The 26,064-nt window shown below is 34.8% G+C and carries 24 protein-coding genes; 2 read left to right on the top strand and 22 right to left on the bottom strand.

Translation table 11 applies throughout. From position 1 onward, the window contains the following. Positions 1-6: 6 nt before the first annotated feature. Entirely contained in the window at positions 7-1,233 is a 1,227-nt protein-coding gene (locus IPM51_02205; protein ID MBK9283114.1) for a sensor histidine kinase, read from the top strand. A 52-nt stretch (positions 1,234-1,285) separates the two neighbouring features. On the opposite strand, the gene ftsZ is transcribed toward IPM51_02205, so the two are convergent. Genes ftsZ through mraZ form a run of 13 tightly spaced genes read right to left on the bottom strand, consistent with a single transcriptional unit; the run spans position 1,286 to position 16,768 of the window. Continuing rightward, the gene (gene ftsZ / locus IPM51_02200; GenBank protein MBK9283113.1) at positions 1,286-2,839 is read right to left on the bottom strand and encodes a cell division protein FtsZ; all 1,554 of its coding nucleotides are present in this window, start codon (positions 2,837-2,839) and stop codon (positions 1,286-1,288) included. A 39-nt stretch (positions 2,840-2,878) separates the two neighbouring features. After that, positions 2,879-4,240, bottom strand: coding sequence for a cell division protein FtsA (gene ftsA, locus IPM51_02195; GenBank protein MBK9283112.1), 1,362 nt, complete (start codon positions 4,238-4,240; stop codon positions 2,879-2,881). 4 nt (positions 4,241-4,244) lie between these two features. After that, positions 4,245-5,057, bottom strand: coding sequence for a hypothetical protein (locus IPM51_02190; GenBank protein ID MBK9283111.1), 813 nt, complete (start codon positions 5,055-5,057; stop codon positions 4,245-4,247). Between the two features lies 1 nt (position 5,058). Beyond that, on the bottom strand, positions 5,059-6,441 hold the full coding sequence (locus IPM51_02185) for a UDP-N-acetylmuramate--L-alanine ligase (protein ID MBK9283110.1): 1,383 nt from the start codon (positions 6,439-6,441) through the stop codon (positions 5,059-5,061). Continuing rightward, complete coding sequence (gene murG / locus IPM51_02180) at positions 6,438-7,556, bottom strand: undecaprenyldiphospho-muramoylpentapeptide beta-N-acetylglucosaminyltransferase (protein MBK9283109.1); 1,119 nt, start codon at positions 7,554-7,556, stop codon at positions 6,438-6,440. Before murG ends, IPM51_02185 begins: the two co-directional genes overlap by 4 nt. Then, positions 7,534-8,688 carry an FtsW/RodA/SpoVE family cell cycle protein gene (locus IPM51_02175; protein MBK9283108.1) on the bottom strand — a complete coding sequence of 385 codons (1,155 nt, stop codon included), beginning with the start codon at positions 8,686-8,688 and terminating at the stop codon, positions 7,534-7,536. The genes murG and IPM51_02175 overlap by 23 nt, the downstream gene beginning before the upstream one ends. Positions 8,689-8,698: 10 nt before the next feature. Continuing rightward, the gene (murD, locus tag IPM51_02170) at positions 8,699-10,048 is read right to left on the bottom strand and encodes a UDP-N-acetylmuramoyl-L-alanine--D-glutamate ligase (protein ID MBK9283107.1); all 1,350 of its coding nucleotides are present in this window, start codon (positions 10,046-10,048) and stop codon (positions 8,699-8,701) included. Further along, complete coding sequence (locus IPM51_02165; protein ID MBK9283106.1) at positions 10,048-11,310, bottom strand: phospho-N-acetylmuramoyl-pentapeptide-transferase; 1,263 nt, start codon at positions 11,308-11,310, stop codon at positions 10,048-10,050. Before IPM51_02165 ends, murD begins: the two co-directional genes overlap by 1 nt. Further along, a complete protein-coding gene (locus tag IPM51_02160; GenBank protein ID MBK9283105.1) occupies positions 11,310-12,773 on the bottom strand; it encodes a UDP-N-acetylmuramoyl-L-alanyl-D-glutamate--2,6-diaminopimelate ligase in 1,464 nt (487 codons plus the stop codon). The genes IPM51_02165 and IPM51_02160 overlap by 1 nt, the downstream gene beginning before the upstream one ends. Position 12,774: 1 nt before the next feature. Beyond that, a complete protein-coding gene (locus IPM51_02155) occupies positions 12,775-14,916 on the bottom strand; it encodes a transpeptidase family protein (GenBank protein ID MBK9283104.1) in 2,142 nt (713 codons plus the stop codon). Beyond that, a complete protein-coding gene (locus tag IPM51_02150) occupies positions 14,917-15,369 on the bottom strand; it encodes a hypothetical protein (GenBank protein MBK9283103.1) in 453 nt (150 codons plus the stop codon). 21 nt (positions 15,370-15,390) lie between these two features. Next, complete coding sequence (gene rsmH, locus IPM51_02145) at positions 15,391-16,305, bottom strand: 16S rRNA (cytosine(1402)-N(4))-methyltransferase RsmH (protein MBK9283102.1); 915 nt, start codon at positions 16,303-16,305, stop codon at positions 15,391-15,393. Then, on the bottom strand, positions 16,298-16,768 hold the full coding sequence (gene mraZ, locus IPM51_02140; GenBank protein MBK9283101.1) for a division/cell wall cluster transcriptional repressor MraZ: 471 nt from the start codon (positions 16,766-16,768) through the stop codon (positions 16,298-16,300). Before mraZ ends, rsmH begins: the two co-directional genes overlap by 8 nt. 265 nt (positions 16,769-17,033) lie before the next feature. Here mraZ and IPM51_02135 point away from each other — a divergent pair, with 265 nt between their 5' ends. Continuing rightward, positions 17,034-17,891 carry a 1-acyl-sn-glycerol-3-phosphate acyltransferase gene (locus IPM51_02135; GenBank protein MBK9283100.1) on the top strand — a complete coding sequence of 286 codons (858 nt, stop codon included), beginning with the start codon at positions 17,034-17,036 and terminating at the stop codon, positions 17,889-17,891. 1 nt (position 17,892) lies between these two features. On the opposite strand, the gene IPM51_02130 is transcribed toward IPM51_02135, so the two are convergent. The 9 genes from IPM51_02130 to IPM51_02090 form a co-directional block, all read right to left on the bottom strand. Continuing rightward, on the bottom strand, positions 17,893-18,327 hold the full coding sequence (locus tag IPM51_02130) for a DoxX family protein (protein MBK9283099.1): 435 nt from the start codon (positions 18,325-18,327) through the stop codon (positions 17,893-17,895). After that, positions 18,324-19,076: a putative DNA-binding domain-containing protein gene (locus tag IPM51_02125; GenBank protein MBK9283098.1), complete on the bottom strand. Its 753-nt coding sequence runs from the start codon at positions 19,074-19,076 to the stop codon at positions 18,324-18,326. Before IPM51_02125 ends, IPM51_02130 begins: the two co-directional genes overlap by 4 nt. Further along, on the bottom strand, positions 19,069-19,908 hold the full coding sequence (locus IPM51_02120) for a DUF692 domain-containing protein (GenBank protein ID MBK9283097.1): 840 nt from the start codon (positions 19,906-19,908) through the stop codon (positions 19,069-19,071). Before IPM51_02120 ends, IPM51_02125 begins: the two co-directional genes overlap by 8 nt. Positions 19,909-19,963: 55 nt before the next feature. Further along, positions 19,964-20,326 carry a hypothetical protein gene (locus tag IPM51_02115; protein MBK9283096.1) on the bottom strand — a complete coding sequence of 121 codons (363 nt, stop codon included), beginning with the start codon at positions 20,324-20,326 and terminating at the stop codon, positions 19,964-19,966. A gap of 345 nt (positions 20,327-20,671) precedes the next feature. Further along, entirely contained in the window at positions 20,672-21,259 is a 588-nt protein-coding gene (locus IPM51_02110) for a sigma-70 family RNA polymerase sigma factor (protein ID MBK9283095.1), read from the bottom strand. Continuing rightward, positions 21,259-22,011 (bottom strand): cyclase family protein, encoded by a 753-nt coding sequence (locus tag IPM51_02105; GenBank protein ID MBK9283094.1) that lies wholly within the window; start codon positions 22,009-22,011, stop codon positions 21,259-21,261. The genes IPM51_02110 and IPM51_02105 overlap by 1 nt, the downstream gene beginning before the upstream one ends. 5 nt (positions 22,012-22,016) lie before the next feature. After that, complete coding sequence (locus IPM51_02100) at positions 22,017-22,811, bottom strand: thymidylate synthase (GenBank protein ID MBK9283093.1); 795 nt, start codon at positions 22,809-22,811, stop codon at positions 22,017-22,019. An 81-nt stretch (positions 22,812-22,892) separates the two neighbouring features. Continuing rightward, positions 22,893-24,068: a gliding motility-associated C-terminal domain-containing protein gene (locus IPM51_02095; GenBank protein ID MBK9283092.1), complete on the bottom strand. Its 1,176-nt coding sequence runs from the start codon at positions 24,066-24,068 to the stop codon at positions 22,893-22,895. Between the two features lie 50 nt (positions 24,069-24,118). Beyond that, positions 24,119-26,056 carry a hypothetical protein gene (locus tag IPM51_02090; GenBank protein ID MBK9283091.1) on the bottom strand — a complete coding sequence of 646 codons (1,938 nt, stop codon included), beginning with the start codon at positions 26,054-26,056 and terminating at the stop codon, positions 24,119-24,121. Between the last annotated feature and the right edge of the window lie 8 nt (positions 26,057-26,064).

The following is a 26,064-nucleotide window of genomic DNA, read 5'->3' as shown; positions in this document are numbered from 1 at the left end:
AATAATATGTTACAAAAAATTCTGGACATCGGTCTATTTCCGGAAATCAGTTTCTATCAAAAACGGGAAGTCCGTATACTTAACATCATTTCATTAATAACAATTTTTGGAATGGTGTTGGGTGGAACAACAATTCTTTTTATAAAACAAAAATATCCCATTTCTCTTCAGTTATTTATTATCTTTTATAATGTATTTATTTTGTATTCAAATTACAAAAGAAGATTTAACCTATCGGCCACAACATTTGTAATTGGATTAAGTTGTGTTTTACTGTATGTTGGAGAATATTATCCTGAAGCTACGGCGAGTTATTTATTTTATTTTCCCGCCTTGTTTTGTATTGGTTTATTACACAATCCTGAAAAACATCAATTTCGAACTCATGGATTGTTTTTAATATTAATTATCGGATTTGTTGCAAACCGTTTGTTTGACATTCAATTATATCCCGAAGTTAATTTTAATGCGGAAGAAATAGAATTACTTTTTAACTATAATATTCTATTCTGCATATTGCTTACACTTTCCTTAATTATTATCATGATTGGGATGCTTAATAAACAATACAATGAAGTAATTAATTTACTGGATAAAACAAAAAGTGACAAAATAATTATAGAAAATTCGTTACACGAAAAGGAAATTTTAATTTCGGAAATTCAGCACAGGGTTAAAAATAATTTGGCCGTATTGATTGGACTTTTTAATATGCAAAAAAATTTAAGCAAAAATGAAGAAACGATTGAAGCCCTTTCAGATGCAAAGAGTCGAGTGATGAGTATTGCCATGGTACATCAAAGTTTATACAAAAAGAAAGACTTATCTAAAATTAATTTAAAGCAGTATTTAGTAGGTTTAGCGAATGAAATATTGGATGGACAACAACTGGATTTTAAAGTTGATCTTACGGAGAGTATAGAAAATATTGAAGGGGATATTACAAAGGCTGTACCTTTAGGTTTAATCACCAATGAATGTATTACCAACTGCCTAAAACATGCATTCAATCAAAATACAATTAACCCTACCGTTTATATATCATTAAGTATTCAGTTTGGTTCAGCCTTACTGAAAATATCAGATAATGGCAACGGCTTTGATGTAAAACAAACAAAAAATGATAGTTTAGGACTCACCTTGATTGAGGCGCTTAGTGAACAATTGGACGGACAATTTCATTATGAAAGTAAGGAAGGAAATACAGAATTCCGCGTTAAATTTCCATTATAAAAAAAATGCAAACCTTACAGGGTTTGCATTTCTTAACTAATAAACCAACAACTTAATCAACATTATCGTGTAAGAAGGAGTTATTCGGACGTATTTCAATTTTTTTATCGTCTCCTTCTCCTAAAGTATATCTTGACACATTGCTCTCGGTGCTCGGCGTTTTATTTTCTAGCGCTATATTTTTCCGTTCAAAAGCTGTTTGTTTTTCTAAAGAAGCTAATCCTTCAGGGCTTTTCATTTTAAGCGTGATTTCTTTTAATTTACGGATTCTTTCTTGAGCCAATTTAATTTGTTCTTCACGGTTAACCACTTCCTTTTCTTCCGTATTTTCAGAAACTGATGAAGTAATATCCGTTACGTTTTCGTCGGAAACTTCATTAAAAGTAAACTCCGTAATTTTTGCCTGAGGCGATTCATTTACTTCATTGGTAATATCGTGATGGCTTGTTTCATCTGTTGGATTTACGGTGGGTAAAACATCAACCGTTTTTGTTTCCTTCACTTCCTCTTTCACAAAAATAAATGGCTCTTCATTTTTAATTTCATCCACAATATTAGTTTGCACCGGCTCGTTCTTTATTTGCGGTTGGTCATCTAAGTTCACAATCTTTCTATCTGATACAATGTGTGATTCAAATCCGGTAGCCTGTTTCGTATTAAATCCGGTTGCAATTATAGTTACGCTTACATTATCTCCCAACGAAGGATCGGTACCATAACCGGTAATTAATTCGGCAGTTCCGCCTGCAGCCTCTTGAATAAAATCAGTTATTTCACCAAACTCATCCATATCAATATCATCACTTCCGCTCATAATATTTAATAATACATGACGAGCGCCTGAAATATCATTATCATTTAATAAAGGAGAATTCAAAGCTTGTTCAACCGCTTTTAATGCTCTTTTTTCTCCACTGGCAATGGCAGAACCCATAATGGCAACTCCGCTATCTGTCATTACAGTTTTAACATCATTAAAGTCGACATTAATATGCATGTGTAAGCTTATAATTTCTGCAATACTTTTTGCTGCACCGGTTAATACATCATCGGCATGCGCAAAAGCTTCGCTCATTTTTAATTTACCGTAGATATCTCTTAACTTATCATTACCAATTACTAGTAAAGTATCTACATACTTTTTCATTTCTTCCAAACCGGCTTCTGCCTGCATCCTTCTCTTTTTTCCTTCAAAGGCAAAAGGTATCGTAACAATACCAACCGTTAGTATTCCCATTTCGCGGGCAATACTGGCTATTACCGGAGCAGCGCCAGTTCCGGTACCACCACCTAAACCGGCAGTGATAAATACCATTTGCGTATTGGAATCTAAGTAACTTTTTATTTCATCTATAGATTCTAAAGCGGCGTTTCTACCCACTTCAGGTTGAGCTCCGGCACCAAGACCTTTAGTTAAGTCTGAACCCAATTGTATTTTATTAGGAACAGGGCTTTGATCCATGGCTTGTTTATCTGTATTGCATATCACAAAGTCTACACCTTTTATCCCAAGGCGATACATGTGATTAACGGCATTGCTTCCTCCTCCACCAACACCAATCACTTTTATGATTGAGTTTTCTTCTTGAGGTAATTCAAATTGCATCATGATTTTACGTATTTGTTGTTTATTATTTATTAGTTTTTATTCAATATCATCACTTATCCATTCAGAAGCTGTTTTGATGATATTCTCAAAAAAGCCTCCCAGTTTTTTCTTGGAATGTCCAACCACTTTTTTCTTGTCTTTTGTCTCTTCCACTTCAACCGGGCTCTCATCTGTAATCTGAATTTTAGTTGCATTCATTCCTTTTTTAGCATCGCGCTCGTATTTTTCAATTCCCTTCATTACTAAACCAACACCGGTTGCATACAATGGGTTCTTTAATTCATCCTCATTGCCGGCTAAATGTTCATTTGGAGTTCCAATTCGGCAATCCATTCCGGTAGTAAGCATAACCAATTGAGGTAAATGTTTTAATAAAGATCCACCGCCTGTTACTACTATTCCTGCTGATAATTTTCTTTCGAAGCCACTGCTTTTAATTTCAAAAAGAACAAACTCTAAAATTTCTTCCATTCGGGCTTGAATAATTTGTGCCAGAAATCGAATAGATATTTCCTTGTGTGGGCGACCGCGTAAACCGGGAATTGAGATAATTTCATTTTCCTGATTCTCTTGAGCCAAGGCAGAACCAAAACGCACCTTTAATTGTTCGGCTTGAGTTCTGATGATGCTGCAACCCTCTTTAATATCTTCTGTAATAATATTTCCACCAAAAGGAATTACAGCTGTGTGTCTGATGATTCCATCGTAAAAAATAGCCACATCTGTTGTACCTCCTCCAATATCCACTAACACTACACCGGCTTCTTTTTCCTCTCCGGATAAAACTGCATCGGCACTTGCCAATGGTTCTAAATGTAAATCAACAGTTTCTAATCCTGCTCTGTTTACACATTTAAAAATATTTTTTACTGCACCTACCTGTCCGGTGATGATGTGAAAATTTCCTTCCAATCTAATGCCGGCATGACCAATTGGATTCTTAATTCCTGATTCACTGTCAATAATATACTCTTGAGGTATTACATGAATAATTTCTTCGCCCGGATTCATCACCAAACGATGCATATTATCAATTAAATTATCTACATCTTTTTGTGAAACTTCATCTTCCAAACTCTGACGGGTAATCATTCCTCGGTGTTGCATGCTTTTGATATGCTGACCGGCAATTCCAACAATCACCTCTCCAATATCCACATTGGCCTTATCTGCAGCAATTGCAACAGCCGCACGTATAGAAGATATTGTTTGCTCAATATTTACAACAACACCTCTGGTAACACCTAACGATTCTGACTTTCCGATACCTAAAATTTCAACTTTACCAAACTCATTTTTACGACCAACAATTGCCGCAATTTTTGTTGTTCCAATATCTAAACCTACTACCAGTTCAGAAGCGAGATTTTGATTTTGTTGATCGTGTTGTTTTTCCATAATATTATTTTTTCGTACAAACCACCTGGTTTTTATATTTTAAATTGATAATTGAGTATTTATTCCAAGCATCAGCTTTATTCAAACCTTCGGTATAAAATAGTTTTAATCGATTAAATTTTTGCTCAATATCCTTAGCTTCCCCAAATACTATTTTATGATTACCTATTGCCGGAAATAATTCTATTTCCTGCTCTTCATTTATATTAATTTGATGAATTAAACTGGATAAAGTTGAATCTTGATTAATTACATGAACTACTGCTACGATATCATCCAATAAGCTAACTTTTTTGTATACTTCACTCCCGGCTATCTCATCAACTGTAAGTTGATACCTGCGAGCGAAGGGTTCATTTAAATTTCCATTTACCACAATTACTCTAGCCGAATAGTTCTCATTAAGTGGCATTAATTTGTTCTGAGAATCGATATAATAGCTTTCTCCATCTGCATTAATGATTCTGCAAATGGGGGTACGCTGCAACACGTTTACACTAATTTCTCCATTTAATTCTGCCGACACCTCAGCATTTTCAATTGCCGGATGTACATTTAATAATCTTTCCAGTTTAGGAATATTTATCTCTGCAAATTTTTGATTTAATATTTTTGTGCCACTTTGTTCAAAATAGGCGCGAATGTCGGCTTCTGAAAGAAATTGATTTTCAGTATTATTTAAAATTGAAATATTCAATCTGTTCACACTAATTTGTTTTTCGCTTTTAGAAACAAAAGAAAAAGAAACCAGCAATCCGCTAATAGAAAATGTCCATATTAGCAGGTGAAGAATCTTTTTATAGTTTATTTTTTTCAATTTATTTCTTTAAAATATTTTCAATGGGTGTGATCAGTGTATCGATATCTCCGGCTCCCATGGTTAATAAAACTTCCGGTTTATTTTTTTCAAGTTCAACCAGCAATTCTGTTTTACTCAACACTTTTTTAGGCATGTTTCTCATTTTTTCAATCAACATATGAGAATCTATTCCGGGAATCGGCTTTTCGCGAGCCGGATAAATGTCTAACAGAATGCACTCGTCCAACAAATTAAGACTTTCTGCAAATCCTTTAGCAAAATCCCTGGTTCTTGTAAAAAGATGGGGCTGAAAAATTCCGGTTATCTTTTTATTGGGATATAAAGCTTTAGTTGAAGTGATTGTTGCTCTTAACTCTTCCGGATGGTGTGCATAATCATCAATAAATATGCAATCATCTTGTTTTATCCGATAATCAAATCTTCTTTTCACACCTTTGAAAGAACGTAACGCATTTCGAATAACATCACTTTCTACACCTAACTGTTGTGCAATAGTCACAGCAGCTATCGAATTTTCAACATTATGAAGCCCCGGAACTCCTAGTGCCACGTGGGTTACAGGAGAAATCGGACTTTTGATGTCATACAAAAATTGAGCATTTTCGATACGTATCGATTCTGCACAATATTGCGTATCTAAATTTAACGAGTAGATTAGCCGTTTGCGGGTGAGCTTCAAATCGTTATCAACATTTTTCTTAACAATTAAGATACCTTCCTTTTTTACTTGTTCGGCAAAGAGTGTATACCCTTCCTTTACGTGACTGTCATCACCATAAATATCCAAATGATCGGCATCAACGCTAGTAATTAATCCGATATAAGGTTGTAAAGTGAGAAATGAGCGGTCGTATTCGTCGGCCTCAACAACTACAAACGTATTTTCATCCTCAATATTTCCTAAAATTAAATTGGTGTTGTAATTAGATGAAATGCCTCCCATGAAAGAAAAGCAATTAATACCTGCACATTTTAAAATGTGTGTAACCAAGGTGGTGGTTGTAGTTTTACCATGTGTGCCGGCAATTGCAATCGTTTTAAACTGCTCTGTAATTTTACCCAGTACTTGAGAACGTTTTAAAAGCGAATAATTATTCTTTAAAAAATATTGAAATTCACTGTTATCATATGGAATAGCCGGAGTAAAAACAATTAAAATATCATCTTTATTAAATTCTTTGTTCAAATTTTGAACAAGGTCTACATTTTCATCATAATGACACACAATTCCTTCTTTTTCCAATTGGATAGTTAAAGGAGTAGAGGTTTTATCATAACCCATTACTTTTTTTCCGAAATGATTATAGTAACGCGCTAACGCACTCATGCCAATACCACCCACTCCTAAAAAATAATATAATTTATAATCAAGAATTTTCATTTTGTATAGCCGGCAATTTGTAAAACGTGCTTGGCAATAGTTTGTGCCGAGTTTAAAAAAGCCATTTTAGAAATATTCTCTGACAATCTATTGAGTTCTGATTTATCATTTATAATTTGAATGGCCGTTTGTATTAATTTATCACGAGCTTCTGTATCTTTAATTAGTATAGCTGCGTTTTTGTTAACCAAAGCCATTGCATTTTTAGTTTGATGATCTTCAGCTACATTTGGTGAAGGAACGAGGATGCTTGGCTTTGAACAATTGCACAATTCGGAAACTGAACTTGCCCCTGCTCTTGAAATTACCAGATCAGCACTAGCATATGCCATATCCATTTTGGAAATAAAATCAAAAGCAAAAATTCCGTTTGATTCAAATTTTTCTGTTTGCGTTTTTGCAATTGCCAGATATCCTTTTCCGGTTTGCCAAATCAATTGAATATTAGCCTCGGCTAATAACTTTAAATTTTGTCCAATTGCCTCATTAATTGTTTTCGCCCCTAAACTTCCGCCAATAACTAATATTGTTTTTAATTCGGGATTTAACTTAAAATATTTCAAAGCTTCGCTTCTTTTTGATTCTAAATTTATAATATCCTGCCTTACCGGGTTACCGGTTAATACTATTTTTTCTTTAGGAAAAAACTTTTCCATGCCTTCATAGGCCACACAAATTAAAGAAGCTTTTTTGGCCAGAATTTTATTAGTAATACCGGCGTATGAATTTTGTTCCTGAATTAAAACGGGAATACCTTTATTTGATGCGGCTCTTAATATGGGTCCGCTCGCAAAACCCCCGGTTCCCACCACAACATTTGGTTTAAACTCAGCAATAATTTTTTTGGTTTTGATTAAACTCAAAATAATGAGAAAGGGTAATTTAAAATTTGACCAAGTAAATCTTCTTTGAAGTCCGGCAATTGGAATTCCTATAATTTCATATCCGGCGGCAGGAACTTTTTCCATTTCCATTTTGCCCTGTGCTCCCACAAACAAAATTTTTACATCGGGGACTAATCTTTTCAATTCATTAGCAATAGCAACTGCTGGAAAAATATGTCCACCGGTGCCTCCACCGCTTAATATTACTTTAAGTTGTTTCGAGTTGCTCATCTGTTTTCTCTTCTACTCCTTTACTTACACTTAAAATTATTCCCATGGCAATCATCGTAAACCAAATAGAAGTTCCACCCATGCTCACCAATGGTAAAGGTTGTCCGGTAACCGGAAATAAATTAACAGCAACTGCCATGTTTACTAAAGCTTGAAAAACCAAACTAAATGTTAGGCCCAAGGCCATGAAACTACCAAAAGGTTTATCTCCATCCCTTAATAATTTGACCCCTCGATATAGTAAAATCATGTATAAAAAAAGAATAATGAATCCGGTTAATAATCCATACTCTTCAATAATAATAGCATAAATAAAATCGGAAGATGCTTGTGGCAAAAATGCACGTTGTGTGCTATTACCCGGACCCTTACCAATAACCCCTCCGGTAGCAATTGCGATTTTTGCCTGTTCACTTTGATAATTATTTTTAGAATCGCCATTGGTGAAATTTTCAATACGAGCTTTCCAGGTAGTACCTCTACCTCCCGGAATAGAAGAAGGAGCCAACCAAACCCATGCAAAGAACATGGCTCCTGCTAAAATACAAATACCGAAAATTTTGGCAATTATTTTTAAATGCACTCCGCCCAAAAATAATAACAGCATGCAATTAATAAACAATAATGCAGCTGTAGAAAAGTTAGCCGGTAATATTAAAATACATACAATTCCAATTGGTATCATTAAATGTTTAAGTACCGATTTAAAATCTACCAGTTCCTTCGCTTTAATAGTTAGCACGCGAGCCACATAAATTAAGAGCATCAGTTTGGCAATATCGGAAGATTGAAAAGTTAAACCCAATCCCGGAATTTCAAGCCAACGTGAAGCTTCGCCGGCGCTAACTCCTTTTAATAACGTGTAAATTAATAAAGGAATAGAAAGATAGAATCCGATTTGCGCAATTTTACTAAAAATGGTATAACGCATTCGATGAAACAAATAGGCAATAAGAAAACCGAGTGCAATAATTACCATATGTTTCATTAAATAGAATTCGGTATTCCCTTGTTTGAACTTATGCGCAAGTGTAACAACCGCGCTATAAACAACTAAAACGGACAATAGAGATAGCAAGAGCATGATGGCCCATATTACCTTATCTCCTTTTAAATAGTTGAATACCTTCATTTTTTTTTAATTAAAGTGAGCGAACAGCGGCTTTAAATTGCATACCTCTATCTTCATAGTTTTTATAAAGATCGAAGCTTGCGCAAGCAGGTGACAATAAAACTACATCGCCTTTTTTACCAATTTTGTATGAAGCGGCTACAGCATCCTGAGCGTTATCCGTTTCTACTATTAATTCAACAATGTCTTTAAAGGCTTCTACAATTTTTTTATTGTTTTTACCTAAACAAATGATGGCTTTTACTTTTGATTTTACAATTTCCGACAATTCATTGTAATCATTTCCTTTATCTTGCCCACCACAAACCCAAATTACGGGCTTTTCCATACTTTCAAGTGCATACCATGTTGAATTTACATTAGTTGCTTTAGAATCATTAATAAATTCGATTCCGTTGATGGAGGCTACAAATTCTAAGCGATGTTCAACATTTTGGAAATCCTGTAAGCTTTCGCGAATGATTTCTTTGCGCACATCAACAATTCTTGTTGCTAAAGATGCGGCCATGCTGTTGTACACATTGTGTTTTCCTTGGAGGGCTAATTGTTCAATTGTCATAATTAAGGGTTGGTTTTGATTTGGTTTATAATTAAGGGTTAGTTGATTTTCGTTTAAATAAGCGCCGTTTCCTTCGATTTTTTTTTTAATGCTGAATTGAATTTTTTCGGCTTTGCACTGTATTTCTTTTACCTTACGTTGAATTGTTTCATCGTCGCAATTATATATGAAGAAATCTTTTTCGGTTTGATTTTGAATTATTCTTAGTTTACTGTTGGCGTATTCGTCAAAAGAGTTATTGTATCTGTCTAAATGATCAGGAGTAATGTTTAAGAGAATGGCTATGTCGGCCTTGAAATCGTACATGTTGTCTAATTGAAAACTACTTAGCTCCAACACATAGTAATCGAAATTTTCACGGGCAACCTGTAAGGCAAAACTTTTTCCCACATTTCCGCCTAACCCTACATTATATCCGGCCTTTTTAAGAATGTGATAAGTTAATAATGTGGTAGTTGTTTTTCCATTAGAGCCCGTTATACAAATTTTCTTAGCCTTGGTATATCTTCCCGCAAATTCAATTTCTGATATCACTGGAATATTTTTGCTCTTTAATTTCATTATAATGTCTGCTGAATCCGGAATGCCGGGGCTTTTAATAACCTCCGTAGCATTTTGTAACAATTCATAAGTATGCTTTCCTTCTTCAAATAATATTTTTTCAGTTTGTAATTGCGTTTTATACTTTTCTTTTATCGTTCCCTGATCACTCACAAAAACATCAAAGCCTTTTTCTTTAGCCAGTATTGCACTGCCTACTCCGCTTTCGCCGCTACCGAGTATGATTATTCTTTTATTCATTAGCGAATCTTCAGCGTTACCAGGGTTAATACAGCAAGAGCAATACTTATAATAAAAAACCGCATCACAATTTTAGACTCATGAAATCCACTTTTTTGATAATGGTGATGTAAAGGGGCCATCTTAAAAAGCCTATGGGTTTGTGCATATTCAAGTCCGCGTTTCTTTTTCTGATGTTTGAAATAATACACCTGTAGGATCACAGAAATATTTTCTACCAGAAATACTCCGCATAGAATTGGAATTAATAATTCTTTACGAATAGCGATTGCGAAAACAGCAATTATTCCACCAATAGCTAAACTTCCGGTATCGCCCATAAAAACCTGCGCTGGAAATGAGTTGTACCATAAAAACCCAACACAAGCTCCAATAAATGCCGCAATAAATACCACAAGCTCTCCGGTATTTGGTAAGTACATAATATTTAAGTAGTCGGCAAAAATGGTGTTACTGGATACCCAGGCTAAAATTCCTAATACTACACCAATAATTGCGCTTGTTCCTGCTGCCAGGCCATCAATTCCGTCGGTAATATTAGCCCCGTTAGATACAGCGGTAACAACCAAAATTACCATTGGAATAAAAATTATCCAGCCAAATTTCGCACAATCATCGCATAGCCAAGATATAAATGAAGAGTAGTCTAATTCGTTATTCTTTAAAAAAGGAATCGATGTTTTTAAATTCTTTTTGGCATGCTCTTCATATTTTGGAAGTGTTACCACTTTTTCGGTAACCTGTGAAATTGAAATTAAATCTGTTTTTCCTTTAGCAATTCTTTCTTTCACTACCACATCCGGATGAAAATAAAAAACACAACCTACAATTAATCCGATACCTACTTGTCCGATTATTTTAAATCTACCTTGTAATCCCTCTTTGTTCTTTCTGAAAACTTTGATGTAATCATCCAAAAATCCGATACCTCCTAACCAAACAGTTGAAATCAGCATCAGAATTACATAAACATTATCAATTTTTGTAAATAGAATAGTAGGCATAATAATCGCTGCCAAAATAATTAATCCGCCCATGGTTGGTGTTCCGCCTTTTTGTGCCTGTCCTTCTAGTCCCAATTCCCGAATAGTTTCCCCGATTTGTTTTTTTCTAATGAATGCTATAATACGTTTGCCAAATACCAGCGAAATCAATAGTGAAAAAATTAAAGCGAGAGCAGCCCGAAATGAAATGTAATTAAACATGCCGGCACCGGGGAAATCAAAAGCTTTATCTAAATATTGAAATAAATAATATAACATTACACGCCCAGGGTTTTAATGGTTTCTTTTAAAATTTCAAAATCATCAAATGGGTGTTTCACACCATTTATTTCCTGATACTTTTCATGTCCTTTTCCGGCAACCAAAATGATATCTCCTGATTTACAAAAACTAATAGCTGTTTTAATTGCTTCTTTACGATCACTGATGCGAAGTACTTTTTTAGCTTCGGCCGGGTTTACTCCGGTTTGCATTTCATCCAAAATAGTTTCGGGATTTTCAGTTCGGGGATTATCGGAAGTGAGAATTACCCGGTTACTGAACTCACAAGCTATTGCTGCCATGATTGGTCGTTTTTTCGCGTCCCGATCACCACCGCAACCCACTAAAGTTATTACTTGCTCATTACCCGAACGAATATCTGTTATTGTTTCGAGCACATTTTTTAATGCGTCAGGGGTGTGCGCATAATCAACAATACCAATTACTCCGGTATCAGACTTTACGTACTGAAATCTTCCTTCAACTGAATTTAAATTGCTTAGAGCAGTAAGCACATTCGTACTATCCTGTTTCAGTAAAGTTGCAATTGCGTAAACCACCAAAACATTATAAGCGTTGAATGTTCCGATTAATTTTACCCAAACATCTCTTTGATCAATTTGCAGAAATAATCCATTAAGATGACTTTCAAGAATTTTACATTTAAAGTCGGCTATACTATGTAATGAATAAGTTTTTATTAGTGCTTTGGTATTTTGAACCATCACTAATCCATTCTTGTCGTCTTTATTCACTAAAGCAAATGATGATGATGATAAATTATCAAAAAATAATTTTTTTGCTTTAATGTATTCATCAAAGGTTTTGTGATAATCTAAATGATCGTGAGTGATATTGGAAAATGCCCCTCCTGCAAAATTAATTCCGGCAATGCGATGTTGTACAATGGCATGAGAACTCACTTCCATAAAGGCATAATTACATCCTTGTTCTACCATTGCGTTTAACAATTCGTTTAAGGCTAGCGCGTCAGGAGTAGTGTGCGTGGATGGTATTACCGAATTATTTATTTTATTCTGAACTGTAGATAATAATCCTACAGAATGACCCAATGCTCTGAATAAATTAAAAAGTAAAGTCACGGTGGTTGTTTTACCATTAGTTCCGGTAACTCCAATTAATTTTAACTTAGAAGAAGGGTTGTCAAAAAAATTGCAAGCAATAATGCCCAGTGAATAATTAGAGTCGTTTACTTTTACATAAGTTACATTCGATTTTTTTTCGGTGGGTAGTTTTTCACAAACTACAGCCAAGGCTCCGGCTTCTATGGCTTGTTCAATAAATTCATGACCATCCGACTGAGTACCTTTTATAGCAACGAACAAAGAATTCTTTCTCACTTTTCTGGAATCAAAAACCACATTGGCAACAGCCAAGTGAGTAGCACCAATAACTTGTTCCAGTTTTACTTTATATAATATGTCGCTTAATAATTTCAATTTATATCAAAGTGAGAATAACTTTATTTCCTCTTTCAATTTTAGTTCCTGCATCAATACTTTGTTTCTGAACGCTTCCGAATCCAACAATTTTTACATTCAGCCCGTGATTCTCCAGAATATATAAAACATCTTTAGCAGAAAGGCCTTGTAAATTTGGCATTACACCATTTTTAAGTTGTCTTTCTATTTTATTTTCGATCATTGCGATTGTTGAAGTATCGCTTTTAATTCTACTTACAAATTGATTTGAGTTTACTTCCTTAACTGGCAGTGAAAACGATTTTGCTAATCTTTGTAATTCATCTGAAAGCGTATTAATTCCTTCCGGAACTTTTGTAATTAAATCTTTTCCTTTATTAATAGGAGGAAGAAATTCAAGTCCGCTTGAATACACTTTTTCGGCAATTTCTTTAAAAACCGGACCAGCCACTAAACCACCATAATATATTCCATTACTTGGAGAATTAATAATTACGATGCAAGTATAAAGGGGTTTTTCAGCTGGGAAATATCCTACGAACGAGGCCTGATAAGTTCTGTCACCCACATCGCCATAAGCAGTTTTACCACTCCCCTTTCGGCGACCAATTTTTGCTATTTGAGCAGTTCCGGTTTTCCCACCCACTTTAAAAGATTTAATATTTAAACCTTTTCCACTTCCATTTTCAACCACACCTTCCATTAATTTTTTTGCTTTACTAACGGTTTCCAGCTTTACCATTTGCTCTATCAATACTTCCGGTTCAAACTTTTTCACCACTTGATTATTTCTTCTGATTTCATTTACAAAACGAGGTTTTACCATTTTCCCATTATTAGCAATGGCATTATAAACGCTTAAGGTTAATAAAGGCGTAATCAAAGTTTCGTAGCCATAGCTCATTTGCGGTAAGGTTAAACCACTCCAATCTTTGTGTTTTACATCCTTAATAAATGGACTTGCTTCGCCGGGAATTGAAAGCCCGAGTTTACGATCGAGATGAAAAGATTTAATTTTATCTACATATTTTTGCGGATTTTTTGAATAATACTTCATGATTAATTTTGCAGTTCCGCAGTTTGAAGAAGTTTCAAAAATTTCCTGTACAGATAATGACGGAGTTTTTGGAGGGTGAGCATCTTTAATAGTTTTGTTATAATAGGTAACCTCTCCATTTCCAACATGAATTTTTTCATCCAAACTCACATCATAATCATCAATTGCTGCAAGAAAAGAAGCGAGCTTAAATGTTGATCCCGGTTCGTTTGCATCTATCATAGCATGATTTAAACTTTCATAATAACTAGAATCTTTTTTTCCTTTTGATAAATTTGCAATAGCCCGAATGGCGCCTGTTTTAACTTCCATTAAAATGGCACAGCCGTGTGAAGCTTGATTTTTAATGAGTGCTTTCATTAAGGCATGTTCTGCCACATCTTGTACGTTAATATCAATAGTAGTATATAAGTCGCTACCTTCTTTAGGTTCAATTTCCGCTTCACTATTTATCGGACGCCATACGCCTCCTGCAATTTTTTGCATTAATCTTTTTCCGGGCACACCCAATAAAACAGAATCATATGCTCCTTCAAGACCAACCGGTTTTATACCTTCACGCGCCAAACCAATGGTTCGAGCAGCTAACAACTGAAAAGGACGCTCTCTTTTATTTGTTTGTAGGGTAATTAAACCGCCCCGACTACCTTTTTTTAGAATTGGGAATTTTTTCAGAATTTGTAGATTTTTGTAAGAAACATTTCTTTGCAGTACTACATAACGATCTCTGTTATTTCGAGCTTTTCTCAAAATATTTAGATATTCGGAAGCAGTATGATCTCCAAAAAGATTACTTAAACACAAGGCCAATGAGTCTCTTTTTTCTTTAAAAAGTTTTTCATCAATTGATGGCGCGCAAATATCGATGGCAATTTCATAATACGGAACACTAGTTGCCAATAAGGCACCGTTCACATCAAAAATATTTCCCCGAACTGCTTCAATGGTGTGAAGCTGTGTTGTATTAGCTTCTGCTCTTCTTCTCCATTCTTCCCCTTCAATAAATTGAATAACAAATATTCTATAAAATATGCCAACCGCAAATAAGCACATGCTTACATATAAAATATAGGTTCGAACTAATATTTGTTTTTTATTTTCCATTTAGTTCTTTCGATTTTCTTTAAGTTGCAAACTATCAACCTTAATTTTCACCGGTGGCTCAACCGATTCTTTTAAACCCAATACTTCCGCTGATTTTGCCACTTCGCTCTGCTTACTTACAAACATCAATTCAGTTGTAGTTGAAATAAATTCAGAGTGCTTTTCTTTTATTTCATTAGAAAGCTTGTTCACTTGACGAATTTTATCATCTGCATAAAATCCGTTAGCGATATAAAAAACAGCAATTGCAGTAAGGAATAAAATGTACGGAAGGTGTTTTATGGTTTTTTCAGAAGTTAAAAATGAACCGCTGAAAACAGAAGAGAGGCCTTTAGCCAGGACTCCTTTTTTACGAGTTTTACGGGGTTTCTTTTCCTGCTGAGTTTCATTTTGAATCTCAGGCATTTCAGTTTCTATTTCGGGAACAGTTTTATCCCGGTATTTGTTTGCCACTTTATTAGTGTGTGTTATAAATTATATTTTTTCTCCCACACGTAACTTTGCACTTCTTGCTCTTGTATTGATTTCAATTTCTTTTTCATCCGGAATGATAGGTTTTGTGGTAATTAACTTAAAAACTTTTTTAACCGTGCCATAAATCACATCCTTTTCTTCTTTCCCCTCGGTATTTCCCGATCTCAAAAAATTCTTCACTATTCTATCTTCCAAACTGTGATAAGAAATTATCACTATTCTACTTCCGTTATCCAAAACATCCAAACACTGCGTTAAACATTCTTTTAGAGCAGACATTTCGGCATTCACTTCAATTCGTAGAGCCTGAAATACTTTTGCTAAAAATTTATTAGCGTCTTTGGGTGGAGTACAAGGCGCGATTATCTTTTTTAAGTCGTCAGAATTTACTATTGATTTTTCAGATCGGGCGGCAACAATTAAACGAGCTAACTTACGTGGATTTTGAACTTCGCCATATTCCTTAAAAATGTTGGTGAGTTGAATTTCTTCGTAATCATTTAAAATAGATTTTGCGGTAATCGAACTTTTCTGATTCATGCGCATATCTAAATCCGCATTAAATCGAATTGAAAACCCTCTTTCCGGAACATCAAACTGATGAGAAGATACTCCAAGGTCGGCCAAAATTCCATGCACTGTGGTTACTCCATTTAGACGAAGATAATTTTTTAGGAATCTGAAATTTTGCGGAATTAAAGTAAACCTTGAATCATGAATGTTATTTGCTAAAGCATCTTCATCCTGATCAAAGGCAAACAGTTTTCCTTTTTCATTCAAACACTTTAAAATTTCGTTGGAATGACCACCGCCACCAAAAGTTAAATCAACATAAGTACCATCCGGTTTAATGTTTAAATTATCAATACAAGCTTTTAAAAGAACGGGGGTGTGATAAGCAGAAGTCTTACTCATCGTCACCTTCATTGAAATTTAATCCTCCAAGTACATCTATGGCTAATTTTTCAATATCAATATCTTGTTTTAGGAAGTTTTCATAAATTGTTTTATCCCAAATCTCAATCACATTATTACTTCCTAATACTTTAATTTCAGTTTTTACACTTGCGTAATCAATTAATGCTTTTGGAAGTAAAATTCTTCCTGTAGTATCTGCTAACACACTTGTTGCCCCACCCGTAAACTTTCTCACAAAAACATCGTTAGCCTTTATTAATCGATTAAGCTTGCTTATTTTTTTATTTAGTTTTTCCCATTCTTTAATTGGGTATAAAACCAAACATTGCTGATGTAAGTTTCTGTTCACTACAAATCCCAGGTCAAACAAAGCTTCCAACTGTTTCCTTAAATCAACAGGAAACATGAATCTGCCTTTAGCGTCAACTTTACAATCGTATTCTCCTATGATACTGGACATTTGGTGTGTTAATGATAGTGGCAAAAATAGTTAAATAATTACCACTTTTTACCACAAACTTCCATTTTTTACCACTTTTGTTAATAAATTACACTTATTAACACCCAATCCATAGTAAAAATTCATTATGGAAAAAAGAGAGGGAATGGCTACAGGCCTTATGGCTCAAGGCTTTTCAATGATTTTAAAGAACAGAAAAGCTTAAAAAACCAGGTAAAAAATGCCTTAGGATATTAACAATTAGAGGATTATTTTGCACTCACCCATGGAAGTAAAAAAATACATTGACGTAGAGAAAGTTTTAATGACTAAGGCGCCTACGCTGTATAAAATTTTACCCCGTTTTGCGATTAATTGGCTAAAAAGAAAGTTGCACGAGGATGACATTAACAAGGGTATGATTTACCTCGAACAATTTCATGAACTGGAATTTAATACAGAAGTGCTTAAATTTCTTGATGTGAAACTGGAGGTGAGCGGCCATGAGAATTTGCCATTAAAAGGTGGCGTGATTGTTGCGGCTAATCATCCTTTAGGAGGCTTAGACGGCATGGCCTTGATTAAAGCAATTGGCGATAAGCGGAATGACGTTCGGTTTATTGTAAACGATATATTAAAAAATATAAAAAATTACGGAGATGTTTTTGTGGGCGTGAATAAAGTTGGCGGCCAAAGTAGAAATAGTTTGCAGTTTGTTGAGCAGATTTATGCCACCGAATCGGCTATCTTGGTTTTTCCCGCCGGATTAGTAAGCAGAAAATTTAAAGAAGGAATTCGTGATTTGGAATGGAATAAAAGCTTCATTAATAAATCCATTAAATACAATAAACCGATTGTACCGGTTTTTATTGAAGGGCAAAATTCAAGATTCTTTTACAACTTCGCTAAATGGAGAAAACGCTTAGGTATTAAAGCAAATTTAGAAATGTTGTTTTTACCGGATGAAATGTTCAAGCAAAAAGGAAATACCATTAAAATACATTTCGGGAAAATTATTGAGCCATCACTTTTTTATGCCAATCACACCCCTCAAAAATGGTCTAATATTATGCATGATTATATTTATACCAATGCAATAAAATCCGGAATAACCTTTCGTGAATACGTTAAAAATATGAAGTAAATTATTTTTTGATTTTTTGAATTACAAAATCCAGACTTAATTTTCCGCTTCCGAAGGAAAACAAAATCAAAAGCATTGAGAGGTAATACAAAGGAATTTCAAAACCGTTATCTGACGCTAAAAATCCGTTTTCCCAGTGAACAGTTTTAATAGCCACAAGCATAACAACAATTAATGGAATAGCAATAAATCGAGAACCCAAGCCTAAAGCCAATAAAAACACGCCCAACATTTCAGTTGAGGCTGCCATGTACGCGTTTAATTTTGGAGCAAATATGCCCAAACTTTCAAACCAATCAGCAACGGATTGAATATCGTCCCATTTCATTTTAGCCGGTTCCCAAAATCCATAAGCAAGAAGTATACGTAACAGAAAAAGACTTATGTCTCCACTTTTCTGAGCCAGTGACTGGAATTGATTAATTAATTTTATCATTTTTTAAAGCCTAAAATAAATTTTCTCTTTTGAAGGTCCTGCAAAAAAAGTAATGTATTTTCTTTTAATAACTTAATATCATTTATACCAAACATAGAATTAGCATCCACAAGAATATCTTTTACAATTAATCCATTGGCAATATTTTCCAATAAAAAAGTATAAAACATAGAAAGATCTATGAATTGTACATTTCCGCTTTCCTTTTCCCGGTAAATAAGTAAAAAATAATTTCCCTTTTGATTGAGAAGTTCTTCCCCGGGAGGGATTTTATGTACCGGAAATGTGAATGGAATTAATTTATATTCCGGATTAAAAACGATAGGATCAGCAAGCAAATCGCCATTGGATTTGAATTCCGGGAACTCCATGTCTTCCATCGTATGCACATCCAGTTCGAGCCATTCAAAATATAATAAATTATTTAAATAAGGAAGATTTAATTTTTCGGCTATATTTTTTTCTTTACAATAATCGTAAAATTCAAGGGGCATCCGCCAAACCTGATTGGTTTGACATTTATGTTCTTTAAAATAGGTGTGTACCAAATCTTGCCAAACATTTTCTTCCAAAAAACTAAATGTGATAGGAAAAGCTGTTTCTAAAATATCAGAAGCAATATTAAAAACTAACCTGCGATAATGATGAAGGTTTTCTGATTTAACGTTTATGAGTCCATTCGGAGTTTGGCCATCTCTACAGTAGTTGGCTAATAAACTTTGCTGACTTTTTGTTTCTTTATTAAGCATGTAATTTTTTAGATTTCCACGACTTGGCAATTATAAGATCCATTCTGGATAATTCATTTTGCAACACTTGCATTTCCGGTATATTAAAATCTCTTTCTAATAACACCGGCACCGGATTCAATAGAGAAACTGCAAACTCAAATAATTCAAAAACCGGATCAATTATGGCCTGACCATGCGTATCAATAATTAATGAATCAGATACTTTTTCATGTCCAGCCATATGCATATAGGCCACTTGCTCCAGTGGCAATTCTCTTATAAAATCTTTAGCATTGTATTGATGATTAAAAGCATTTACATAAACATTATTTACATCCAAAAGCATTTTACAACCCGAACCTTTAATGATTTCGGATATGAATTCCGACTCATTCATTTCTGCTGCAACAGGAGTGTAGTACGAAACATTTTCAATTACCAATGGGATTTCAAGTATATCCTGAACTGTTTTTATTCTTTGAATAATATGATTTACTGCGTCCATTCTAAATGGAATTGGTAGTAAATCATATAAATGTGCATTGTCGCATTTCGAATAACTTAAGTGTTCTGAATAAACCTGAATATTGTATTGCTTAATAAACTTTTTTACTTGTTTGATGAAAGTGATATCGAGTTCTTCCGGACTTCCGATAGACAAAGAAAGCCCATGTGCAGTAATTGGAAATTTTTCGGCAGCTTTATCAAGTTGTTTTTTCCAATAACCACCCATCCCAATCCAGTTTTCAGGAGCCAGTTCAATAAATGAAGGACGTAACACTTCAGAATTTATCAATTCTTCGGCAAAATCTTTTCTAAAGCCTATACCGGTGTGCGTATTCATATTCATAATCTTGTTTAAAAAAAACTGCCCTTCCGATTAAGAAGGGCAGCTCTTTATTTAATTATTTAGGATCTTTTTTATCACCTTTTTTCTCTCCGCACTTACCTTCTCCACACTTTCCGTCTTTTGCTTTACCCTTGTGTTCTCCACATTTACCTTCTCCACACTTTCCGTCTTTTGCTTTTTTCTCACCACACTTAGCATCTTTTGCTTTTTTCTCTCCGCACTTCGCGTCTTTTGCTTTAGTGTCGTCGGCTTTTTTCTCTCCGCAACTTGCTTCAATAGATTTTACTAAAGCAGAACGAACTTCACCGGCGCTTCCTAGAGCATTATACTCTAATAAACTGTTAGCTTTAACAGATGATACGCTTAATAATGCACCTGCAATCATAGAGCAGGTAACTAATGTTGATTTTTTTTCCATTTTGTGTTTATTTTAAGTTATATACTAATATACGATTAAAGAAAGGCTTCCTTACAGCCCAATATTAATTCTTCGTTAAAAATTGCTTAATTTGTTGATTTATAAGCGCTTTTTTTGACTCTGACATAGTTAAACTGTCTGTTTTAGAAGAATTTTTAATGAAATCATCTAACTTTTGAATTTGCTGAGAGAATCTACGGCAATATTTGCACATAAAAAGGTGAAAATGATAAAGGATTTTTTCGGATAAATTTAATTTATGAAAAGAAGACTTAACTTTTAGGTAAGATGCGTCTTTACATCCAAACGTATACCACTTGTAAGTATGTTCTTTTATTTCGCTCATTATAATTTAAGCCAGTTTTTTTCCAAACATGCTCTTAGTTGTAATTTAATTCTATGAATAATCACCCAAAAGTTAGACGATGTAAGTTCAAATTCCTTACAAATTAATTTTGCATCCAACTCATCTATAACGCACATAGTAAATATACCTCGCCATTTTACCGGAACTTTATTTAAACACATTTCAAAAACAGATTGAAACTCCTTTTTATTTAATTCAATAGCCGGCTCTTCCCATTCTTTTGGCATAGCGCCTTTTTGCCAATGCCCATTTTTTTTATCGTCGAAAAAGTTTTCATAATTCAAGTAGTTTGGTTGTCCCTCTGAAAAATTTTTTTCCATTTGTGTTGACGCTTTTTTATAATGATCAATAATTTTGTTTTTTAATATAGCCGAAAGCCAAGTTTTTTCAGAGGCTAAACCGTTAAACTCGTTTGAAGCATTTAATGCCGATAAAAAAGTATCCTGAACTAAGTCTTCGGCCAGTTCGCTGTCATTTACTCTATAAAATGCAAACTTATACAAGTAATCGGCGTATTCATTTACCCATTCGGGAGGATTTAATGAATTTTTATTTGGACTGCCCATTAATAAATTTTATAAAGCACAGGTTTACTTGGGCTGGCATCATTTTCGAAAGGTGCAATTTGAATATTTAAAATATATGTGCCATCCTGAATTTCATTTGGAACATATATCAACTCTGTGATTGTTTTATTTAAAGCGGGATTATCCGGATAATTCCAGAATAAGTGATGCGAAGCCAATTTCCCTTCATCCAATTCTTTATCGATACTTGGTAAATCAATTAATATATGTTCGATGCCAATTTCGTTTAAATAAGCAATTGCATCCGGGTCAATGTAAGGAGGATTAGAATTGCTGTACTGATGAGATTTTTTTTCCGGCGAATTACTTATTGTGCGTATAACCAGTGCTTCGGTATTTTTTAAATCCTGTAAAGCCGATTGAAAATGTTTTCTTGTTATGACAAAATCTCCATTTTCTAATTCTATCGGAAGTACAGTAATTAATTCGGCAATAAAGAAAAACTTTTGCAAGGATTGATTGATTGTATAAAACTCTTTGCTGATATGCCCAACACATTCTGTGTGCGTGCCATTTCCATGCGGATTAAAAATAACATTTCTGAAGTTTACACTACCTCCTTTATTTATGTCGCCTATCCATTGTCCGTTAACTACAGGCTCTAATTTCATTGGAGCAACGTACCAAGCACTAACACAATTTTCTCCCGTATGTAACGGAATAGAAATGTCAATTGGTTTATAAAAATCAATTTTAAATTCTTTTCCCTTGTGAAATAAAGCTCCTATCATATTAGTTAAACAGCAACATCAGCTTTAATGTGTGGATGTGGATTATAGTCTTGAATTTTGAAATCATCAAATGTAAAATCAAAAATATTTTTTATTTGAGGATTTATTTGTAAAGTTGGGAGAGATTTAAAATCGCGGGACAGTTGCAAACGAGCCTGTTCAATATGATTTGAATAAAGATGTGCATCGCCCAGTGTGTGCACAAAATCTCCTACTTTTAAATTACAAACCTGCGCTACCATAAAAGTTAATAATGCATAGGAAGCGATGTTAAACGGAACGCCTAAAAAAATATCGGCGCTACGCTGATAAAGCTGACAACTTAATTTACCATCGGCCACATAAAACTGAAAAAAAGCGTGACATGGAGGTAACTTCATATTATTTATATCGGCAACATTCCAAGCACTTACGATTAACCTTCTTGAATCCGGGGTTTTTTTAATCATATCAATCACCTGAGTAATTTGATCGATATGTTGGCCATTTGGCGTGGGCCAGTTTCGCCATTGGTAACCATAAACCGGACCCAAATTTCCGTCCTTATCAGCCCATTCATCCCATATACTCACGCCATTATCTTTCAAATATTTAATATTGGTATCCCCTTTTAAAAACCACAACAACTCATGAATGATGCTTTTGGTGTGTACTTTTTTAGTGGTCAACAACGGGAAACCTTCTTGTAAATTAAACCGCATCTGGTATCCAAAAACACTTATGGTTCCTGTTCCCGTTCTATCTGTTTTTTTGATTCCGTGCTTTAACACATGATCCATCAACTCGTGGTACTGCTTCATTTCTTACTAATTTAAAAACAGTATAAAAGTAAAAATCCCCTCCGTTTATCACAGAGGGGATTTTTAAAAAGTTGTTAGCGTTTATTTCATTAGGGTTACATGCCCAACATACTCTTTACGACCTTCGCCATTTGAGCCTGTTGCTTTCACCTTGAATACATAAACTCCGTTTTCAGCGGTTATTCCTTTTACTGTTCCATCCCAACCTTTATTAACGTCTTTGGTTGAATAAACTAAAGTACCCCAACGATCATAAATTTCCATGCTAAATCCTTCAGATTTCATGCCTACTCCTTTTACATTGAAAACATCATTTAAGTTATCTCCATTTGGTGTAAATGAATTAGGAATAAACAAGGTGAATTCATCGCGCACTTCAATAACTTTCAACACACTGTCTATACAACCCTTATCTGTTTTCGAAATTAGCATAACTGCATAATTACCAGTTTTGTCATACAATCTTGTAGGGTATTTTGAACTAGAAGTGTCGTTACCTTGATTTCCTTTAGCACCATCAAACGTCCACAGATAGTTAGTAACTACTCCACTAGCGTTTGTAGGTAAGAAAGTTACATTATTATTAGCCGTTGTAATTAACTCAGGGTCTGAGGTGAAACTAGAGCCCGGCATAGGATTAACCACTATTGGTGTTCCATGTTCGAATGTCCAGCTACATCCATTTTTACCGGTTGTTTTAATTTTAAGGTTATACATTCCTGCATTTTGTAAACAATGCGTTAGATCGTCACCCATTAACACATCGCCATTTCCGAAATCGTATACAACTGCGGCTGCGTGTTCTTGAGTTTTTGAATTTAATTTCAAGCATAAAGGCTGACAACCTTCATAAGAAGCTAATTCAATTTCCGGTTCCGGTGCTTTATTTACATTCACTGTAAATGAAGCTCCTATAGTATAGAAAGGGCAAGCTATATCATAAGCTGTCAAATTATAAATTGTTGTTCCTCCCGGATGTCCGTATTGTATACTTCCGGTAGGAGAACCTAACCATTGTTGAGGATTCCATACGTAAGCGTAATTATGACTACCACCTGAAGCACCTGCAGTTAATGCAACACTATCTCCTTTACAAATGGTAACATTTCCCGGTGTCCAAGTAAATACAATAGGACTAAGAACATCAACCTGTGTAACTCCATTTGTTTTACAAGGGCCTAACATTACTTGTAATGAATAGGTTCCTGCTAAAGGGGTTTGTATTGAAGGAATAACTAAAAGTTGATTTGTGCTCATAAATCCGTTTGGTCCGGTCCATAAATAACTGGTTCCTCCATTTGGACCACTTACTGATTATAACAAAGTTGTTTATAAGGCTCTAAATTAAATTCAATGATTGGATTTACAGTAACCGCTGTGGTATTTGAATTATAACATGTTAAAGCACCATTGGTGTATGCAGTAAATACCGTATAAATTCCGGTAGCTGTTGTTCCGGGCGCTCCTAATATTGGATTAGGGATATTTGAAGTAAAGCCTGTTGTTGCCCCCCAACTGTAAGAAATTGCTCCCTGAGCAAATGAGGTTAGGTGAACATTCTCCGGATAACAAACTGCTGTTGGAGCATTAATTGCAATTGGTGCAATCGGTACCACATTCATTACATTGAAATTATTTATTGAACAACTTTTTGTTCCGATATTCCAAGTTGCAATTACATTATATAAACCAGTTGCAGACGGGCTTACATCAGCAATATTAGTGCTGCTATTAACTGAAGTAAATCCATTGGGTCCGGTCCATAAGAAGTTAGGAGCCATTGGATTTGTAGTTGCAGTTAATACAGCATTATCATGCTCGCAAATATTATTTGGAATAGTTAGTGTAATTGGTGAAGTGGCAACTACCGAAACGTTAGATACAGCAGTACTGGTGCAGACTAGCGTTATACCTTGAACGGCAAAAGAAGCTGTTACGATATAATCACCACTATGTATTGGTGCTGTATTTGCAATAACCGGATTTTGTAAATTAGAAGTAAATGTATTTGGTCCCGACCAAAAGTATGCGGTTGGAGGAACAGCATTTTGTGCAGTTAAATTTAACTGATCACCCATACAAAGTGTAAAATTTGGCGTAACATTTGTAGGATTAACAGGTACAACACCAACCGTAGTTGTATTAGCTGCTGAACAAGAACCACCATTGGTAAATGAATTTGTTACAGTAACAGAATACACACCGGAGTTGCTCGGTTGCGCCACCGGAATTACCGGATTTTGAAAAGCGGATGTAAATCCACCGGGGCCAGTCCATGCATAAGTAACTAAAGTACCACCCGGTACAGGAGCTACACTTAAATTTAAAGGTGCATTTTGACAAACCGGAGAATCACTTGAAGGAATAACTGTTGGTGTTGGGTTAACTGCTAAGTTTACGGTTTGAGTTAAAGGACAATTTCCCGGAGAAATAACAACTGTGTAAATTCCGCTTGCATTAGGCTGAGCATTAGGAATACTAGGAGCAGCTAATGAAGATGTAAAAGCATTAGGACCTGTCCAAGTATAAGTTAAAGCACCTGTATAAGTTGTTGCAACTGAAAAGTTAGCGGTACTACCACTACAAATTGGTGAACCTAATACTTGAGTTGTTGCAGTAATTACACCTGCTGGCATTTGCGGTGTTACGTATAAGGCATAATCTTCAACCTCACCGTAAGTTGTATTAGCACAAGGATCAATAAAGTTCCCATTGGTAGCCCAAATACAACGAACACGCATTCTGTAAGTGCCTCCGGCTTGACCGGCAGGAACAGTAAATGAACCTGAAATAAATGTAGCAGCAGGAGGAACAGCGGTACCTATTAAACGCTCACCTGGTAAATTAAATACGTTATCTTGATTCCAATCTACGAATAAAGCAAAACCTTGTGCCCAAATATTTCCGGATTGAAAATTACAAGTAACAACTTGTCCCGGATTTACAACTAAATAATGTTCGCAACCCCAGTTACGGTAATTTCTTTGACCAATACCGGTAACAATTTGCGTATTACAACATGAGTTATTATTGGTAATATTAGTAACCGCACCTGTTGTGTTGAAACTATTAATAAAATCATTGATAAAATTACCGGGGGCGTTACAAGGACCAACTTGATTACATGGGGTCATTGCATAAATAGGTAAACAATAAGGCGCTGCGCCAACACCGGGTTGAGCAAATGCTTTTTCTCCAACTAAAAATAAACAAAGAAAAACGTATAGGTATGATAATCTTTTCATGATTTCTT

The organism is Sphingobacteriaceae bacterium (assembly GCA_016715905.1).
Taxonomy (GTDB): Bacteria; Bacteroidota; Bacteroidia; order B-17B0; family Aurantibacillaceae; genus Aurantibacillus.
Note: the sequence above shows the minus strand (reverse complement) of the source record. Positions and strands in the feature narration are given on the sequence as shown.

Bases quoted from the DNA above. Each gene is read 5' to 3' on its own strand.
- IPM51_02205 (MBK9283114.1), top strand. From the start codon at position 7: ATGTTACAAAAAATTCTGGACATCGGTCTATTTCCGGAAATCAGTTTC.
- ftsZ (MBK9283113.1), bottom strand. From the start codon at position 2,839: ATGCAATTTGAATTACCTCAAGAAGAAAACTCAATCATAAAAGTGATT.
- ftsA (MBK9283112.1), bottom strand. From the start codon at position 4,240: ATGGAAAAACAACACGATCAACAAAATCAAAATCTCGCTTCTGAACTG.
- IPM51_02185 (MBK9283110.1), bottom strand. From the start codon at position 6,441: ATGAAAATTCTTGATTATAAATTATATTATTTTTTAGGAGTGGGTGGT.
- murG (MBK9283109.1), bottom strand. From the start codon at position 7,556: ATGAGCAACTCGAAACAACTTAAAGTAATATTAAGCGGTGGAGGCACC.
- IPM51_02175 (MBK9283108.1), bottom strand. From the start codon at position 8,688: ATGAAGGTATTCAACTATTTAAAAGGAGATAAGGTAATATGGGCCATC.
- murD (MBK9283107.1), bottom strand. From the start codon at position 10,048: ATGAATAAAAGAATAATCATACTCGGTAGCGGCGAAAGCGGAGTAGGC.
- IPM51_02165 (MBK9283106.1), bottom strand. From the start codon at position 11,310: ATGTTATATTATTTATTTCAATATTTAGATAAAGCTTTTGATTTCCCC.
- IPM51_02155 (MBK9283104.1), bottom strand. From the start codon at position 14,916: ATGGAAAATAAAAAACAAATATTAGTTCGAACCTATATTTTATATGTA.
- rsmH (MBK9283102.1), bottom strand. From the start codon at position 16,305: ATGAGTAAGACTTCTGCTTATCACACCCCCGTTCTTTTAAAAGCTTGT.
- mraZ (MBK9283101.1), bottom strand. From the start codon at position 16,768: ATGTCCAGTATCATAGGAGAATACGATTGTAAAGTTGACGCTAAAGGC.
- IPM51_02135 (MBK9283100.1), top strand. From the start codon at position 17,034: ATGGAAGTAAAAAAATACATTGACGTAGAGAAAGTTTTAATGACTAAG.
- IPM51_02130 (MBK9283099.1), bottom strand. From the start codon at position 18,327: ATGATAAAATTAATTAATCAATTCCAGTCACTGGCTCAGAAAAGTGGA.
- IPM51_02125 (MBK9283098.1), bottom strand. From the start codon at position 19,076: ATGCTTAATAAAGAAACAAAAAGTCAGCAAAGTTTATTAGCCAACTAC.
- IPM51_02120 (MBK9283097.1), bottom strand. From the start codon at position 19,908: ATGAATATGAATACGCACACCGGTATAGGCTTTAGAAAAGATTTTGCC.
- IPM51_02115 (MBK9283096.1), bottom strand. From the start codon at position 20,326: ATGGAAAAAAAATCAACATTAGTTACCTGCTCTATGATTGCAGGTGCA.
- IPM51_02110 (MBK9283095.1), bottom strand. From the start codon at position 21,259: ATGGGCAGTCCAAATAAAAATTCATTAAATCCTCCCGAATGGGTAAAT.
- IPM51_02105 (MBK9283094.1), bottom strand. From the start codon at position 22,011: ATGATAGGAGCTTTATTTCACAAGGGAAAAGAATTTAAAATTGATTTT.
- IPM51_02100 (MBK9283093.1), bottom strand. From the start codon at position 22,811: ATGAAGCAGTACCACGAGTTGATGGATCATGTGTTAAAGCACGGAATC.
- IPM51_02095 (MBK9283092.1), bottom strand. From the start codon at position 24,068: ATGAGCACAAATCAACTTTTAGTTATTCCTTCAATACAAACCCCTTTA.
- IPM51_02090 (MBK9283091.1), bottom strand. From the start codon at position 26,056: ATGAAAAGATTATCATACCTATACGTTTTTCTTTGTTTATTTTTAGTT.